Source organism: Vogesella amnigena (genome assembly GCF_042648905.1).
Lineage (GTDB): Bacteria > Pseudomonadota > Gammaproteobacteria > Burkholderiales > Chromobacteriaceae > Vogesella > Vogesella amnigena.
Genome location: NZ_JBHRYH010000001.1, coordinates 41559 through 56241, shown reverse-complemented (window position 1 = coordinate 56241; position 14683 = coordinate 41559). Strand labels below are relative to the sequence as shown.

Below are 14683 nucleotides of genomic sequence, written 5' to 3'. Positions count from 1 at the left end.
ACAGCATAAAAAATGACCACGCCAAACGACAATCTGCTCAACCGCGAACTGGGCCTGATCGAATTCAACCGCCGCGTGATGGCACAGGCCGAGGAAGAACGCCTGCCACTGCTGGAGCGGCTGAAGTTCCTGTGCATCGTGTCGTCCAACCTGGACGAATTCTACGAAGTGCGTGTGGCGTGGCTGAAAGAAGCAGCACAACTTACCCCCAACCGCATCCTGGCCGACGGCAGCACCCCCGGCGAAGTGCTGGCCCGCTTGTCGTTGGCCGCACACGACCTGGTACGCGAACAATACCGGCTGCTGCGCGAAGACATCCTGCCGTCGCTGCGCAAGGAAAACATCGTGTTCCTGCGCCGTAACGAGTGGGACATCTGCCATCGCGACTGGGTGCGCGATTATTTCTTCCGTGAGCTGATGCCGATCCTGACGCCGATCGGTCTGGACCCATCGCATCCTTTCCCGCGGCTGCTGAACAAGAGCCTGAACTTCATCGTCGAACTGGAAGGCACCGACGCCTTCGGCCGAGAATCCGGCATTGCCATCGTGCAGGCGCCGCGCATCCTGCCGCGCGTGATCAAGCTGCCGGCCGAGATCTGCGGCGGCAACCCGGATACCTTCGTGTTCCTGTCCTCCATCCTGCACTCGCATGTGCACGAGCTGTTCCCGGGCATGGCGGTAAAGGGCTGCTACCAGTTCCGCGTCACCCGCGACAGCGAGCTGAACGTGGAAGATGAGGATGTCAAAAACCTGCGCACCGCGCTGCAGGGCGAATTGCGCCAGCGCCAGTTCGGCGACGCGGTGCGGCTGGAGATCGCCGATACCTGCCCGCAGCATGTGGAAGACTTCCTCACCGGCACGCTGAACCTGAGCAAGGAAGACGTGTTCCGCGTCGATGGCCCGGTAAACCTGGTGCGCCTGATGCAGGTACCGGACAAGGTGGATCGCCCGGAGCTGAAGTTTGCACCGTTCCAGCCAACCCTACCCAAGCCGCTGGCCGACAAGGTGCCGCTGTTCGATGCCATCCGCCAGGAAGACCTGCTGCTGCACCACCCGTTCCAGAGCTTCCAGCCAGTCATCGACTTGCTGAACGAGGCCGCCACCGACCCGGATGTGCTGGCAATCAAGATGACGGTGTACCGCACCGGCACCGACTCGGTACTGATGGATTCGCTGATTGCCGCCGCGCGCGCCGGCAAGGAGGTGACCGTGGTGGTGGAGCTGATGGCGCGCTTCGACGAGGAGGCCAACATCAGCTGGGCCAACCGGCTGGAAGATGCCGGCGCCCACGTGGTATTCGGCGTGTTCGGCTACAAGGTGCACGCCAAGATGCTGCTGCTGGTTCGCCGCGAGGAAGGCCGCCTGAAACGCTACGTGCACCTGGGCACCGGCAACTACCACCCACGCACCGCGCGCCTGTACACCGACTTCGGCCTGCTGACCGCCAACGAGGAAATCGCCAGCGATGTGAACGACCTGTTCGTGCAGATCACCGGCCTGGGCCATGCCGGCGAACTCAAGCACCTGTACCAGTCGCCGTTCACCCTCAACAATATGCTGATGAGTGCCATCGACCGCGAGATCCAGCACGCGCAGGAAGGCCGCCCGGCGCACATCATCGCCAAGATGAACGCGCTGCTGGAGCCGCAGGTGATCAGCGCGCTGTACCGCGCCAGCCAGGCCGGGGTGAAGATCCAGCTGATCATCCGTGGCGTGTGCGCGCTGCGCCCCGGGGTGGAAGGGCTGTCGGAAAACATCACTGTGCGCTCCATCGTTGGCCGCTTCCTGGAACACACCCGCGTGTTCTACTTCCTCAACGACAAGGCGGAGAACCTGTTCATCGCCAGCGCCGACTGGATGGGCCGCAACCTGTTCCGCCGCATCGAGACCTGCGTGCCGATTCTCGACCCCAAGCTCAAGCGTCGCGTGATCAAGGAAGGCCTGAAGATCTACCTGGAAGACAACGCCAACACCTGGGAGATGCAGCCGGATGGCAGCTACCGCCGCCGCGTGGCGCGCGGCAAGGGCCGCTGCGCGCAGGAGATTCTGCTGCAGGAATACACCGGCTAAGAGCCTGTTCACGATCTGCTGCGCGTCGGCGATACGGCGTGAATTCGACTCAGGTATGCGCATTTACTCTGTGTAAACTCCGCTTCCTCAGTCGTTTTCGCCTTGTCTCGCTCTAGCTCGCTAGATCGTGAACACGCTCTAAGCCCTGGCTGAAAGAGGGCGGCCTGGCGGCACCGGCGGAACTATCCACCGGTGCCGTGTTCTTTTCTGCCGGTAACGTACATTGGAGCACGACATGGAATGGAGCTGGCTGGGCTATGCCCTCGCCGTAATCCTGATGCTGGCTGGCCTCGCCGGCACCATCTACCCCGCACTGCCCGGCTTGCTGCTGCTGGCCGGCGGCATGCTGCTGGCAGCCTGGCTTGGCGATTTTGCGCTGGTGGGCATGTGGCCGCTGATCGTGATCGCCGTGCTGGCGCTACTGGGCATAGTGGTGGAAAACCTGGCCGGCTTCTTTGGCGCGCAGAAAAGCGGCGCCAGCAAGCAGGCGCTGATCGGCGCCTTTGCAGGCGGGCTGGTGGGCATGTTCCTGGGGCTGATCGGCGCCATTGTCGGCCCGATCATCGGCGCCATGCTGGGCGAGTGGCAGGCGCGACGCTCCTTGCCACAGGCCGGCAAGGTAGGAGTGGCCACCTTTATCGGCTTTCTGGCCGGCACCGCGGTAAAGATCGCCTGCGCCTTTGCCATGCTGGCGGTGTTCGGCGCTGCGCTGATCTTCAGCGGCAGCAGCACCTGAAGAGATGGCTAAAACGGCGCCGGGCAGTGGATATCCAGCAGCTCGCCACTGAGCGGATGCGGCAGCTGCAGGCGGCTGGCATGCAGCATCAGCCTTGGTGCTGCGGCCAACCCTGCCGCCGTGGCGTACAGGCCATCGCCCAGTATCGGGTGGCCCAGCGCCTGCATGTGCACCCGCAGCTGGTGGGTGCGGCCGGTATGCGGTTGCAGCGCTACCCGGCTGCAGGCCTTGGCTGCATCGTAGTGCAGCGCCTGCCAGTCGGTGCAGGCACGCTTGCCCAGCCGCAGGTCCACGATCTGGCGCGGGCGATTGGGCCAGTCGCAGATCAGGGGCAGCGTGCTGCGCCCCTCTCCCGTCAACTTTCCCTCCACCAGCGCGGTGTAGGTCTTGCGTACCGCGCGGCTGGCAAACTGCAGTGACAGCACGCGCTGCATCACCGGCCCACGCGCCAGCAGCAGGATGCCGGAAGTGGCCATATCCAGCCGGTGCACGATCAGCGCCTCCGGATACTGCCGCTGCGCACGGGCAATCAGGCAGTCATCGAAGCCCGCGCCGCGCCCGGGCACGCTGAGCAGGCCGGATGGCTTGTCCACCAGCAGCAGCGTGTCATCGGCGTACAACAGTTGCAGCCCCTCGTCCGGCGGCGGGTTGTAGTGATCCAGGGTATGCAGCGACATGGTGGCTTCGATCGAAAAAACAGGCGGCGATTATCGCGCAAGCGGCAGCTGTCCGTCATGTCACTTGAAAAGCGTGACCTTCGCCAGCACTCTGTCATGACAAGCACCACAACAGCAGAGGACACCATGCCGGAACGTTTCTACATCGACCCGTACCAGAGAACGCTTGCCACCACGGTAGTGCGCCATGACGACGCCGGCATCGTGCTGGCCGATACGCTGTGCTACCCGCTGGGCGGCGGCCAGCCTGGCGACAGCGGCAGCCTGCTGCTGGCAGATGGCAGCAGTATCGCCATCAGCGACACCCGCCGCGACAAGACCACGCGCGAGATCGTGCACCAGGTTGCTGCCGATGCCCCAAGGTTGGCCGCCGGCACTGCGGTGACCCTGCAACTGGACTGGGCGCGCCGCCACCGCCACATGCGCATCCATACCTGTCTGCACCTGCTGTCCTGCGTGATCAAGGCCGGTGTGACCGGCGGCAACCTCAGCGCCGAATCCGGTCGCCTGGATTTCGACCTGCCGGAAGGCATGGAACTGGACAAGGAGCACATCGAGCGCGAGCTGAACGCGCTGATTGCCGCGGATCATGCGGTAAGCGTGCAGATGACCAGCGGCGCGGCGCTGAAGGCGCAGCCGGAACTGATCAAGACCATGTCGGTAACGCCGCCGCTGGAGCTGTCGGAGATCCGCCTGGTGGCCATCGACGGCATCGACCTGCAGCCCTGTGGCGGCACCCACGTACGCAGCAGCGGCGAAATCGGCCAGGTAGTGGTAAAAAAGATAGAAAGCAAGGGCGCGCGCAACAAGCGCGTGGTGATCGCGCTGGCCGACGCCTGAGCCCTGTCCTGCCGAGCCCCACGCAGCCGCCCGGCGCGCGGCTGCGGCCAACCCAGCAACCGGAGGCCGCCATGTCTGCCCGTCACCTGATTGCCTCGCTGCTGGCCGTGCTGAGTAGCGCGGTGCTGGCCGAAGACGCTGCCCGCGCCAGCCTGAGCGCGGATGGCCAGACGCTGCAGTACGAAGGCCTGCTGGCCTTACCCGCCATCCAGCAGCTGGAACAGCTCTACCTGCAGGCAGCGGAAAAACCGCGCGAACTGCTGATCAACAGCCCCGGCGGCGACTCGCGACTGGGCATGCTGCTGGGCTACCTGGTGCATGGCTGGGGGCTGGACATACGGGTGCGCGAACAATGTGCGTCGTCCTGTGCCAACTATGTGTTCCCGGCCGGCCGCAACAAGTATCTGGAAGATGGCAGCATGCTGCTGTGGCACGGTGGTGCGCTGCAGCCGGACTGGCAGGCCATCATCCGCGCCAAGTGGCCGCGCAACCCCGGCATGCAGCAGGCGGCGCGCGACGATATTGCGCTGTGGCAGCAACAGGAGCAGGCGTTCTACAACACCATCGGCGTCAGCCAGCTGATCACCGTCTGCGGCCAGCATGAACAGTGGCGCAAGGCAGTGCCGCAATCGCAGGGCTTCGACTACTCGCCGCAGGACATGGCGCGCTTCGGCATCCGCGGCCTGCAACTGCCACCGGGTGGCTGGCAGCCACACCGGCGCTGGAACTCGCCCGGCTTCTTCCGCGCTGCCTGGTGCGACACGCCGCCGCCGCCCACCGACGAAATACTGTGCGGCTGCAAATTCGACGACGAGCAGCCGGCGGCGGCCGGCGCTACACCCAGCCCAGCATCCCCATAAGCCCGCCGGCGGCCAGCAGCCACAGCGGGTTGAGGCGCAGCCGCCACGACAGCAAGGCAGATAGCCCGCACAGCGCCAGCCCGGCAGTGGATGGCGCCAGCGCCTGCAGCATCATGCCGGCCCCGGCCAGCACCAGCCCCACCGTCAATGGCGCCAGGCCACGCTCGATGGCCAGCGCCAGCCGGCTGCCCTGCACCCGCTGCCACCAGCGCGCCACGGCGAAGCTCAGCAGCGAGGATGGCAGGCAGATGCCCAGCAGGCTCACCGCCGCGCCGGCCACCCCGGCCATATGCCAGCCAATCAGGCTGACCACCAGCACATTCGGCCCCGGCGCCGCCTGGGCAATGGCAAACAGCTCGGCAAACCGCGCGCCGCTCATCCAGCCCAGCTCCTGCACCACCACGCGATGGATTTCCGGCAGCACCGAATTGGCGCCCCCCACTGCCAGCAGGGAAAACTGGGCAAACAGCAGAAACAGCGTCCACAGCATCATGGCGCCTCCTCCGGGCAATGCCAGGCCAGCCAGATCCCCAGCGGCGCCAGCAACAGCAACACCAGCAGCAAGGGCAGCTGCCATAGCGCCACCGCAGCCAGCGTGAGGCCAGCCAGCAGCCACGGTCGCCAGTGCCGTGGCAGGCGTGCGGCCAACTTGATGCCCATGCCGAAAATCAGACCGATTGCCGCCGGCGCCAGGCCACGCAGCAAGCCCTGCACCAGCACATGCTGCTGGTAGCCGGCATACAGTGCCGCCAGCAGCAATACCACGCCCAGTGGCGCCAGCAGCAGGCCGCCACAGGCGGCCAGCGCCCCGCTGGCACCATGAAAGCGCGCCCCTACCGCCACCGCCACGTTGACGATGTTCGGCCCCGGCAACACCTGCCCCAGCCCCAGCACCTCGGCAAACTGCTGTTCCGTCAGCCAGCGCCGCCGCTCCACCAACATGTGCTGCGCATGTGGCAGCACGCCGCCAAAGCCGGACAACCCCACCATGAAGAAACCGGCAAACAAGGCCCGCCGGTCGGGCACCACTAGCGTTGTCATGCCCGCAAGCTTAGTCCGTTACCACCCGCTGTCACAAACGAGTTTTTTCGCCATCGTTTGTGCCATAAACTCACAAGCATGAATCGCCGCCTGCCACCACTGAACGCCCTGCGCGTATTCGAAGCCGCCGCCCGACTGGAAAGCTTTTCCGCCGCCGCCGAGCAGCTCAGCGTTACCCACGGCGCCGTCAGCCGCCAGATATCGCAGCTGGAGGACTGGCTGGGCGTGGCGCTGTTTGTGCGCCACGGCCGCCGCGTACAGCTGAGCGAGGCCGGCCGCCAGTACCTGCCGGTACTGCAGAACGCCTTCGACAGCATTGCCACTGCCACCGAAAAACTCACAAGCAACCGGCCACGTTTGCTGCGCATCAACGTTACCCCCACGCTGGCGATGCACTGGCTGCTGCCGCGGCTCACCCGCTTCCAGCGTCGCCACCCCGGCGTGGAGCTGCGGCTGGCCACCTCGGATGCCGCCATCAACAACCAGCATGCCGATTTCGATATCGCCATCCGCCGTGGCAACGACCACTGGCACGGCTTCGTGTCGCACATCTTCCTGACCGAGCATGAGCTGCCGGCGCTAAGCCCCGCGCTGCTGGCGCGCCAGCCGCTACGCACTGCCAGCGATCTGGCGCAACACACCCTACTGCACTCGGAAACCCGGCCGGTGGCGTGGGAACGCTGGCTGGCAGCAGCCGGCCAGCCAGCACTGCAGGCGGCCGGCCAGCAACACTTCGACCACTACTACCTGGCGCTACAGGCCGCCATCGATGGGCTGGGAGTAACGCTGGGACCGCTGCCGGTGATCGAGGAACTGCTGGCCAGCGGCAAACTGGTGACGCCGCTGCCCGGCCCGCTGGTGCGGGTGCGCGGCTATTCCTGGGTACTGCCGCTGCCCCTGGCGGAAGACCCGCTGTGCGCCGACTTCTGCGCCTGGCTGGAGGAAGAAGGCGAAGGCTGAGGGCGGGTTGTGCAGACCGGTAGCCCGGATAAGCCGCAGGCGCATCCGGGGTTGCTGGCGTGCGGGCATGTGACTCCCCGGATGCGCTGCGCTTATCCGGGCTACGGGTGTGGCAGTGGCGGAAAATGCAGCCGGCGCATGTCCGGCAGACCGTCGGCAAAGGGCAGCGGCACCTCGCCAGCCAGCAGTGGCTGCAGCCAGGCGCGGCAGGCTGGCGTCACATCCAGCCCGCTGGCGGCAATGAATTCCGCCGGTAGTGCCCGCTCCAGATTGGCCACTGCGGCCAGCGGCTGCGGTAGCACTTGCCAGTCGCAACCATCGGCAGTCACCACCCGCGCAATGCCAGCCATCACCCCGCCCTGCCCGGCTACGGCCCACTGCACCGCCTTGCGGCCAACCTCGTAGGCCAGCCGCGCGTCCACCGCCGACAGCAGGTGCCGGGCAGCGCGCTGCAGGCAGTCGGCCACCGCCACGTGCGCATGCAGTTGCAGGCCCTGCTGGATGCGCTGCGCCAGCCAGTTGCCGGCGCCGCCCAGTTGCTCGTGGCCGTACACCTGGTCGGCATGCATCTGTGCCACAAAGCGGCCATCGGCACTGCGCAGCCCTTCAGACACCACGATGGCGCAGTAGCCCTGCGCAGCAACTTGCTCTTGCACTGCGGCGAACACGCGTTCCTCGTCGTAAGCCACCTCCGGCAGCAACAACAGCGGCGGCGCCTCGTCCGGCAGCGCCGCCAGGCAACCGGCAGCCGCCAGCCAGCCAACATGGCGGCCCATGGTTTCCAGGATGAACACCCGCCCCTGCGCCATGCTGCGCATGTCGAACAGCACCTCGCGCAGGCTGCTGGCCAGGTATTTGGCGGCGGAAGGGAAGCCGGGGCTGAAATCGGTGGCCTCTAGGTCGTTGTCTATGGTCTTGGGAATACCCACCACGGTCAGTGGCAGCGCAAAGCGCTCGGCCAGCTGTTGCAGCAGCAGCGCGGTTTCCATCGAGCCGTTACCGCCGTTGAGCAGAATCTGGCGAATGTCGTGGCGCTGCAGCACCCCTGCCAGCTGCTGCCACTCCGCCGGCGCCGCGTCGAACGGCGGCAGTATGTGGCGACTGCTGCCGAATGCCGCGCCCGGCTGGCGCCCCAGTGCCGCGAGATCGTCGGCAGACAAGGCATCGCAGTCCAGCAGGCGGCCGCCCTGCAGGCCGGCCAGGCCATCGGCGGCGGCGCACACCGACACGCCCAGCTCGCGGGCAGTTTCGATGACGCCCTGAGCGGAGAGATTGAGTACGGCGGTGGGACCGCCGGATTGCAGATACAGCAGTCGGGACATGATGCGGCTACACGAAGGAGATACTTCGATTGTAGCCGCCACCATAGGCTGCGGTCAGCGGCGGGCTGGACGGGTCTTGGCTAGCCAGGGTTGGCCGCACGCCACACCACCGGAAACCAGTCCTCGCGCAGGCGCTCACCCTGCTGCTGGTTGATACCGGGGAACGGTGGCGAGGTACGGCCCGGTCGCTGCTCGAAGCGCACGTCGTCGCCAAGGAAGCGCGCCGAAAACGCACGGCGGCGGTTGCCGCCCAGGTTGCCGGCGGCACCGTGTACGGTGTGGAAGTCGAACACCACCGCATCGCCCGGTTCCATTTCCGGCGCCAGGATGCGATAGCTGCCATCGTCCACATCCGGCATTTCCATGAAGTCGTCCTCGCCGGCAAAGTAGTTCTCGTTGCTGGCCCAGCGCTTGGGGCGCACCAGCTTGGGCCAGCGGTGCGAGCCCAGCACCACGCGCAGGGTATTGTCGCTACGCACCGGGTCCAGCGGAATCCAGTAGCTGGCGGTTTGCAGCCCGCTGACGCAGTAGTAGGGAATGTCCTGGTGCCACGGCGTCGGCTTGGCGGTGCCCGGCTCCTTCACCAGGATGTGCTCGTGGAAAATCTGCACCTGCTCGGCCTGCATCAGCTGGCCGGCAATGCCGGCGGCCGGCGAATCGTGAATGAAGCGGCTAAACGGCGCGATGCGCTGCCAGTTGCAGTAATCCTCGAAGAAGCGGCCGGATTCGCCATTACCGACGTTCTCGATGGCAAACGGGCCGGGTGCGGCCAACACCTGTTCGAAGCCGTCACGCAGGGGTTCGATCCAGTCGCGGAACACCCCGCGGAGGATGATGGCGCCATCGCGCTGGTAGTCGGCAATCTGTTGCGGGCTGAGGGTAATGGTGGACATGCAAAGCTCCGGTGGGTGGGTGGTGTGTGCAGTATCCGCGCGCCTTGGGTAATAATAAAAATACTCGTTTTCTATGCTGCAATATCGGAAAAAATGATCACTTTCTCGCTGCGCCAACTGGAGTACTTCGTCGCCACCGCCGAGCACGGCGGAGTGAATGCCGCCGCCCGCGCCCGCCACGTATCGCAGCCATCCATCTCGCAAGCCATTGCCGAGCTGGAACGCAGCCTGGGCACGCCGCTGTTCCACCGCCAGGCCAGCCGCCGCGTGGAGCTTACCGATGCCGGCCTGCGCGTGCTGCAGCAGGCGCGACAGCTGCTGGCACAGGCAGCGGCACTGGGCCGCCAGCCAGAGGCCGCCGGGCTGCGCGGCCAACTGTCGCTGATCTGTTTCCAGGATCTGGCCCCCTACTACGCGCCACGGTTGCTGGCCGGCTTTCGCCGCCAGTACCCGGAAGTGGAGCTGACACTGCTGGAAGGCGACCTCGCCAGCGTGCAGCGCGCGCTGCGCAGCGGCAAGGCCGAGCTGGCGCTGACCTACGAGCTGGCCAGCGAGCCACAACTGCCGCGCCAGGTGCTGGACGAGCTGCCGCCCTACGCGCTGCTGCCGGCCGATCACCCGCTGGCAGCGCAGCCGGCGGTATCGCTGCAACAGTTGGCCGCAGAACCGTTGATCCTGGAGGACATGCCGCACAGCCGCGAATACCTGCTGTCGCTGTTCTGGCAGCAGCAGCTGACGCCACGGATGGCACAGGCAGTGCAGAGCTTCGAGATGCAGCGCGGGCTGGTGGCGCATGGCTGCGGCGTGGCGCTGGCCTGCATGCGCCCGGCGGGAGACGCCAGCTACGACGGCGTGGCCATCGCCTGCCGGCCGCTGCTAGAAGCGCAAGCCGGAGTGCTGCCGCCGCAGCGGGTGGTGCTGGTGCAGGCGGTGGCATCGCCGCTGGCGCAGGCCTTCTGCCAGTGGGCCATCGGCCATGCCCAGCCAGCGGCATGACACCCTAACAAGCAGCTTGGGTTTCGCCCGCCGCTGCCTACACTGGAATGACCCGCTTTCCCCCAAGGAGACTGCCATGAGCACCGCCCCCAGAATCCTGGCCTTTGCCGGCAGCGCACGCCAGGAGTCGTGGAACAAGAAGCTGATCGCCATTGCCGCAGCCGGCGCCCGTGATGCCGGCGCCGAGGTCACCCTGATCGATCTGCGCGACTACCCGATACCGATCTACGATGGCGACGACGAGAGCGAACATGGCATGCCGGTGCAGGCGCAGGCGCTGCGCAAGCTGATGCTGAGCCACCAGGGCCTGCTGCTGGCCTCGCCGGAATACAACGGCTCGATCCCGCCACTGTTGAAGAATGTCATCGACTGGATTTCACGCCCGGTCAGCGGCCAGCCGGGGCCATCCCCCTACAGCGGCAAGGTGGCCACGCTGATGAGCGCCTCGCCCGGCGGTTTCGGCGGCCTGCGCGGCCTGGTGCATGTGCGTGCCATTCTGGGCAACCTCGGCATGATCGTGCTGCCGGAGCAGCTGGCCATCGGCTCGGCGCACGAGGCCTTTGCCGCCGACGGCAGCATGCACAATGCCAAGCAGCAGAGCGCGGTGGCGGAGCTGGGCGCCGGCCAGGCACGGCTGCTGGCCAAACTACTGGGCGTCACCCTGTCCACCGACTGCAGCGAACGCCGCCACGACCCGTCGCGGCTGCGCTAAGGGTTGGCCGCAAGGCACGCGGCCCGGTAACGCAAAATGGCCATGGTATGCACCATGGCCATTTGGCTTTTGCGAGCACAAGCGCAATCAGATATCCGCTTCCACCTCGTTACCCTTTTCTTCCATCCAGCTGCGGCGGCTGGAGGCCTCGCCCTTGCCCATCAGCTTGACGAACATGTCGCGGGTTTCCTGCAGCGCGCCGGGACGCACCTGCACCCGCGACAGGCGACGGGTATCCGGGTTCATGGTGGTGTCCTTCAGCTGCTCCGGGTTCATCTCGCCCAGACCCTTGAAGCGCGAGATGCTCCAGGCGTTTTCCTTCACCCCTTCGCTACGCAGGCGGTCGAGGATCGCGGTCATCTCGCCCTCGTCCAGCGCGTACAGCTTGCGCGGCGGACGGTTCTTGCCCTGCCCCGGCACATCTACGCGGAACAGCGGCGGCTGGGCGATGTAGATGTTGCCGTTCTCGATCAGGCGCGGGAAGTGGCGATAGAACAGTGTCAGCAGCAGCACCTGGATGTGCGAGCCGTCCACGTCGGCATCGGACAGGATGGCGATTTTGCCGTAGCGCAGGCCGGACAGGTCCGGCGTATCGTCCACACCGTGCGGATCCACGCCGATGGCCACGGCAATATCGTGGATCTCGGCATTGGAGAACAGCTGGTCGCGGTCGGTCTCCCAGCTGTTCAACACCTTGCCGCGCAGCGGCAGAATGGCCTGGTATTCCTTGTCGCGCGCCAGCTTGGCGGAACCACCTGCGGAGTCGCCCTCCACCAGGAACAGCTCGTTGCGCTCGATGTCCTCGCTCTCGCAGTCGGTGAGCTTGCCCGGCAACACCGCCACGCCGGAGCCTTTTTTCTTCTCCACCTTCTTCACGGACTTGAGGCGGCTCTGCGCCTGGCGAATGGCCAGCTCGGCAATGCGCTTACCGGCTTCCACATGCTGGTTCAGCCACAGCTCCACCGGGTCGCGCGCCAGGCTGGATACCAGTTTCAGCGCATCGCGGCTGGTGAGCTTGTCCTTGGTCTGGCCCTGGAATTGCGGGTCCAGCACACGGGCAGACAGCACGAAGCGCACCCGGCTCCACACGTCTTCCGCCATCAGCTTCACGCCGCGCGGCAGCAGGTTGTGGTGGTCGATGAAGCTCTTCACCGCCTCATACACCCCGGCCCGCAGGCCGGCTTCGTGGGTACCACCCACCGGGGTGGGAATCAGGTTCACATAGCTTTCGCCGCTGGCGCCGTCCTCGAACCAGGCCATCGCCCACTGCGCGCCCTCGCCGCGGGCGAACTGTTCGTGGTCGTCGCCGATATAGGCTTCGCCGGCGAACAGCGGCGCCACCGGCTCGTCATCGCCGCACAGCTCGGCGAGATAGCTCTTCAGCCCTTCCGGGTACTGCCAGACTTTCACCTCGTCGCCGCTGGAGCGCTCCACGGTGAGCGTTACCGCCACGCCGGGCAGCAGCACCGCCTTGGCGCGCAGCAGGCGCTCCAGCTCCTGCATCGAGTAGCGCGGGCTTTCGAAGTACTTGCCATCCGGCCATACCCGCACGCGGGTACCGCTGGTGCGCGGGCCGCAGTCGCCAACGCGGGCCAGCGGTTCGATCACGTCGCCGCCGGCAAACACCAGCCGGTGCACGCCGCCTTCACGTTTCACTTCCACTTCCAGCCGAGTGGACAGCGCGTTGGTCACCGATACGCCCACGCCGTGCAGGCCGCCGGAGAAGGCATAGGCGCCGCCATCCTTCTTGTTGAACTTGCCACCGGCGTGCAGGCGGGTGAACACCAGCTCCACCACCGGCACGCCTTCCTGCGGGTGCAGGCCCACCGGGATGCCGCGGCCGTCGTCTTCCACCGTCAGCGAGCCATCCTGGTGCACGGTCACCGCGATCTTGCGGGCGAAGCCGCCCAGTGCCTCGTCGGCGGCGTTGTCGATGACTTCCTGGCAGATATGGGTGGGGTCAGTGGTGCGGGTGTACATGCCGGGCCGCTCTTTTACCGGCTCCAGCCCCTTGAGCACCCGTACCGAGGATTCGTCGTAATTCTGTTGTGTCATGGCTTGTCTATTCAGAAATTCAGTAGCGCGCCGCACGCAAGGCGGCGAGTTGGCGGTTATGGCTCGGCGTCAGGATCAGTTGCGCCAGTACGGCGCCGCACAACGCCAGGAACATGTCCCACTGGGTATCCCACGGGTCGCCCTGGGTAGCCAGGAAAGCATCGGCCCCGGCGCCCAGCGCCAGCGCCGTCCACCATTCGATCAGTTCGTACAGTGCGGAGAACGCCAGGCAGAAACAGGTCGTCAGAAACGCCAGCCAGCCACCACGCAGCGGAGTCTTGCGGCTGAGCACCTCGCGCGCCAGCAGGGCAGGAAAGAAGCCCTGCGCCAGGTGGCCGATGCGGTCGTAATGGTTGCGGCTGAAGTCGAACAGCTCCTGCAGCCAGAACCCTACCGGCGTCAGCGCGTAGGTGTAATGCGCGCCCAGCAGCAGAATCATGGCATGCAGTGCCATCGCCCATGCGGCCAACCTCGTCCACGGGAAACGCGGCCACAGCAGCCACACCAGCGGCAGGCCGACCACCGCCGGCACGGCCTCCAGCCACCAGGTAGCCGGGTCGTAGGGCTGCCAGGCGGACCAGGCAGCAACAACGGCCACGGCTGCAAATGCAGCACGTGGCCGTGGGGAGGCAGAGTTCATCACGTGTGCGGTCACTCCGGGCTAGGAAGCGTCGCTCCCGCCCATCCGTTTCAGATAGTCGCTGTGGCTTTCCACGCCTTTCAGGAAGCGGGTCAGCTCGCTCAGCGCACGTTCATACACGTCTTTCTTGAATTCGATTACCGCATCCACCGGCGCCCAGTAGTCGTTCCAGCGCCAGCCATCGAATTCTGGGTGATTGGTAGCCCGCAGGCAGACATCGCTTTCGCGGCCAACCAGTCGCAACAGGAACCAGATCTGCTTCTGGCCGCGGTAGCTGCCGCGCCATTCGCGCCGCACCCAGTTGCTGGGCACGTCGTAGCGCAGCCAGTCACGGGTGCGCCCCAGAATCTTCACGTGTTGCGGCAAGAGGCCGACTTCTTCCAGAAGCTCGCGGTACATCGCGGCCTCGGGGCTTTCGCCAGGTTTGATGCCTCCTTGCGGAAATTGCCACGAGTGCTCGCGCACCCGCTTGCCCCAGAACACCTCGTTGCGGTTATTGACGAGGATGATTCCGACATTGGGGCGATATCCGTCCCGGTCCAGCATGGAAAAGCCTGTAGTTCGTTAGTTGGCAGGATTCTTGCACATTTCGCATGACCGCGCCACGCAGCCCGCTGCGCCACTTGTTGGCCGCAATACGCACTCCTGGCGTGATGTTGCACGGCAACGTTAAATAAAATTGACGCAACAGCCATTTTTCGAATAAAAAAATAGACACATCTGTTCCGCGGAGTCTTTCATGGAATCTCGCCTTGCCATTGCCGCGCCAAATCCGGGCTGCCAACTGGCATTGGGCGTGTTCGAACAGCCGCTCAGCGCAGTGGGAAACCGGCCGGCCAGCTGCCCGCCTTTCCCTGACAACTACGCTACGGACCCACTCC

At 65.7% G+C, this 14683-nt stretch carries 15 protein-coding genes; 7 read left to right on the top strand and 8 right to left on the bottom strand.

What is annotated here, in order from left to right; genetic code table 11:
• Positions 1–12 precede the first annotated feature (12 nt).
• Complete coding sequence (gene ppk1, locus ACFOKJ_RS00285) at positions 13–2070, top strand: polyphosphate kinase 1 (RefSeq protein ID WP_390275981.1); 2058 nt, start codon at positions 13–15, stop codon at positions 2068–2070.
• 235 nt (positions 2071–2305) lie between these two features.
• Positions 2306–2806 (top strand): DUF456 domain-containing protein, encoded by a 501-nt coding sequence (locus ACFOKJ_RS00280; RefSeq protein WP_390275980.1) that lies wholly within the window; start codon positions 2306–2308, stop codon positions 2804–2806.
• Between the two features lie 8 nt (positions 2807–2814).
• Here the strand turns inward: ACFOKJ_RS00280 and ACFOKJ_RS00275 are convergent, their stop codons facing one another.
• Positions 2815–3483, bottom strand: a complete 669-nt coding sequence (locus tag ACFOKJ_RS00275; protein ID WP_390275979.1) for a pseudouridine synthase — start codon at positions 3481–3483, stop codon at positions 2815–2817.
• Here ACFOKJ_RS00275 and ACFOKJ_RS00270 point away from each other — a divergent pair.
• Both ACFOKJ_RS00270 and ACFOKJ_RS00265 read left to right on the top strand, forming a co-directional pair.
• Complete coding sequence (locus ACFOKJ_RS00270; protein WP_390275978.1) at positions 3472–4323, top strand: alanyl-tRNA editing protein; 852 nt, start codon at positions 3472–3474, stop codon at positions 4321–4323. The two genes, ACFOKJ_RS00275 and ACFOKJ_RS00270, sit on opposite strands and share 12 nt — an antisense overlap.
• Positions 4324–4394: 71 nt before the next feature.
• Positions 4395–5183, top strand: coding sequence for a hypothetical protein (locus ACFOKJ_RS00265; protein WP_390275977.1), 789 nt, complete (start codon positions 4395–4397; stop codon positions 5181–5183).
• Here ACFOKJ_RS00265 and ACFOKJ_RS00260 read toward each other — a convergent pair.
• Both ACFOKJ_RS00260 and ACFOKJ_RS00255 read right to left on the bottom strand, forming a co-directional pair.
• Entirely contained in the window at positions 5158–5676 is a 519-nt protein-coding gene (locus ACFOKJ_RS00260) for a chromate transporter (RefSeq protein ID WP_390275976.1), read from the bottom strand. The two genes, ACFOKJ_RS00265 and ACFOKJ_RS00260, sit on opposite strands and share 26 nt — an antisense overlap.
• Complete coding sequence (locus tag ACFOKJ_RS00255) at positions 5673–6224, bottom strand: chromate transporter (RefSeq protein ID WP_390275975.1); 552 nt, start codon at positions 6222–6224, stop codon at positions 5673–5675. Before ACFOKJ_RS00255 ends, ACFOKJ_RS00260 begins: the two co-directional genes overlap by 4 nt.
• A 78-nt stretch (positions 6225–6302) precedes the next feature.
• On the opposite strand from ACFOKJ_RS00255, the gene gcvA reads away from it, so the two are divergent.
• On the top strand, positions 6303–7184 hold the full coding sequence (gene gcvA, locus ACFOKJ_RS00250) for a transcriptional regulator GcvA (RefSeq protein ID WP_390275974.1): 882 nt from the start codon (positions 6303–6305) through the stop codon (positions 7182–7184).
• Positions 7185–7285: 101 nt separating this feature from the next.
• Here the strand turns inward: gcvA and ACFOKJ_RS00245 are convergent, their stop codons facing one another.
• Both ACFOKJ_RS00245 and ACFOKJ_RS00240 read right to left on the bottom strand, forming a co-directional pair.
• Positions 7286–8506 (bottom strand): 6-phosphofructokinase, encoded by a 1221-nt coding sequence (locus ACFOKJ_RS00245; RefSeq protein WP_390275973.1) that lies wholly within the window; start codon positions 8504–8506, stop codon positions 7286–7288.
• Positions 8507–8586: 80 nt separating this feature from the next.
• Positions 8587–9399: a phytanoyl-CoA dioxygenase family protein gene (locus ACFOKJ_RS00240; protein WP_390275972.1), complete on the bottom strand. Its 813-nt coding sequence runs from the start codon at positions 9397–9399 to the stop codon at positions 8587–8589.
• Between the two features lie 93 nt (positions 9400–9492).
• Here ACFOKJ_RS00240 and ACFOKJ_RS00235 point away from each other — a divergent pair, with 93 nt between their 5' ends.
• Both ACFOKJ_RS00235 and ACFOKJ_RS00230 read left to right on the top strand, forming a co-directional pair.
• Positions 9493–10395: a LysR family transcriptional regulator gene (locus ACFOKJ_RS00235; RefSeq protein WP_390275971.1), complete on the top strand. Its 903-nt coding sequence runs from the start codon at positions 9493–9495 to the stop codon at positions 10393–10395.
• A 76-nt stretch (positions 10396–10471) separates the two neighbouring features.
• The gene (locus tag ACFOKJ_RS00230) at positions 10472–11107 is read left to right on the top strand and encodes an NADPH-dependent FMN reductase (protein ID WP_390275970.1); all 636 of its coding nucleotides are present in this window, start codon (positions 10472–10474) and stop codon (positions 11105–11107) included.
• 87 nt (positions 11108–11194) lie between these two features.
• On the opposite strand, the gene parE is transcribed toward ACFOKJ_RS00230, so the two are convergent.
• The 3 genes from parE to ACFOKJ_RS00215 are packed head-to-tail and all read right to left on the bottom strand — an operon-like array spanning position 11195 to position 14348.
• Positions 11195–13162 (bottom strand): DNA topoisomerase IV subunit B, encoded by a 1968-nt coding sequence (parE, locus tag ACFOKJ_RS00225; protein WP_390275969.1) that lies wholly within the window; start codon positions 13160–13162, stop codon positions 11195–11197.
• Between the two features lie 19 nt (positions 13163–13181).
• A complete protein-coding gene (locus ACFOKJ_RS00220) occupies positions 13182–13802 on the bottom strand; it encodes a DUF2238 domain-containing protein (RefSeq protein ID WP_390275968.1) in 621 nt (206 codons plus the stop codon).
• A 21-nt stretch (positions 13803–13823) separates the two neighbouring features.
• The gene (locus ACFOKJ_RS00215; RefSeq protein WP_390275967.1) at positions 13824–14348 is read right to left on the bottom strand and encodes an RNA pyrophosphohydrolase; all 525 of its coding nucleotides are present in this window, start codon (positions 14346–14348) and stop codon (positions 13824–13826) included.
• Between the last annotated feature and the right edge of the window lie 335 nt (positions 14349–14683).

Bases quoted from the DNA above. Each gene is read 5' to 3' on its own strand.
- ppk1 (WP_390275981.1), top strand. From the start codon at position 13: ATGACCACGCCAAACGACAATCTGCTCAACCGCGAACTGGGCCTGATC.
- ACFOKJ_RS00280 (WP_390275980.1), top strand. From the start codon at position 2,306: ATGGAATGGAGCTGGCTGGGCTATGCCCTCGCCGTAATCCTGATGCTG.
- ACFOKJ_RS00270 (WP_390275978.1), top strand. From the start codon at position 3,472: ATGCAGCGACATGGTGGCTTCGATCGAAAAAACAGGCGGCGATTATCG.
- ACFOKJ_RS00275 (WP_390275979.1), bottom strand. From the start codon at position 3,483: ATGTCGCTGCATACCCTGGATCACTACAACCCGCCGCCGGACGAGGGG.
- ACFOKJ_RS00265 (WP_390275977.1), top strand. From the start codon at position 4,395: ATGTCTGCCCGTCACCTGATTGCCTCGCTGCTGGCCGTGCTGAGTAGC.
- ACFOKJ_RS00260 (WP_390275976.1), bottom strand. From the start codon at position 5,676: ATGATGCTGTGGACGCTGTTTCTGCTGTTTGCCCAGTTTTCCCTGCTG.
- ACFOKJ_RS00255 (WP_390275975.1), bottom strand. From the start codon at position 6,224: ATGACAACGCTAGTGGTGCCCGACCGGCGGGCCTTGTTTGCCGGTTTC.
- gcvA (WP_390275974.1), top strand. From the start codon at position 6,303: ATGAATCGCCGCCTGCCACCACTGAACGCCCTGCGCGTATTCGAAGCC.
- ACFOKJ_RS00245 (WP_390275973.1), bottom strand. From the start codon at position 8,506: ATGTCCCGACTGCTGTATCTGCAATCCGGCGGTCCCACCGCCGTACTC.
- ACFOKJ_RS00240 (WP_390275972.1), bottom strand. From the start codon at position 9,399: ATGTCCACCATTACCCTCAGCCCGCAACAGATTGCCGACTACCAGCGC.
- ACFOKJ_RS00235 (WP_390275971.1), top strand. From the start codon at position 9,493: ATGATCACTTTCTCGCTGCGCCAACTGGAGTACTTCGTCGCCACCGCC.
- ACFOKJ_RS00230 (WP_390275970.1), top strand. From the start codon at position 10,472: ATGAGCACCGCCCCCAGAATCCTGGCCTTTGCCGGCAGCGCACGCCAG.
- parE (WP_390275969.1), bottom strand. From the start codon at position 13,162: ATGACACAACAGAATTACGACGAATCCTCGGTACGGGTGCTCAAGGGG.
- ACFOKJ_RS00220 (WP_390275968.1), bottom strand. From the start codon at position 13,802: ATGAACTCTGCCTCCCCACGGCCACGTGCTGCATTTGCAGCCGTGGCC.
- ACFOKJ_RS00215 (WP_390275967.1), bottom strand. From the start codon at position 14,348: ATGCTGGACCGGGACGGATATCGCCCCAATGTCGGAATCATCCTCGTC.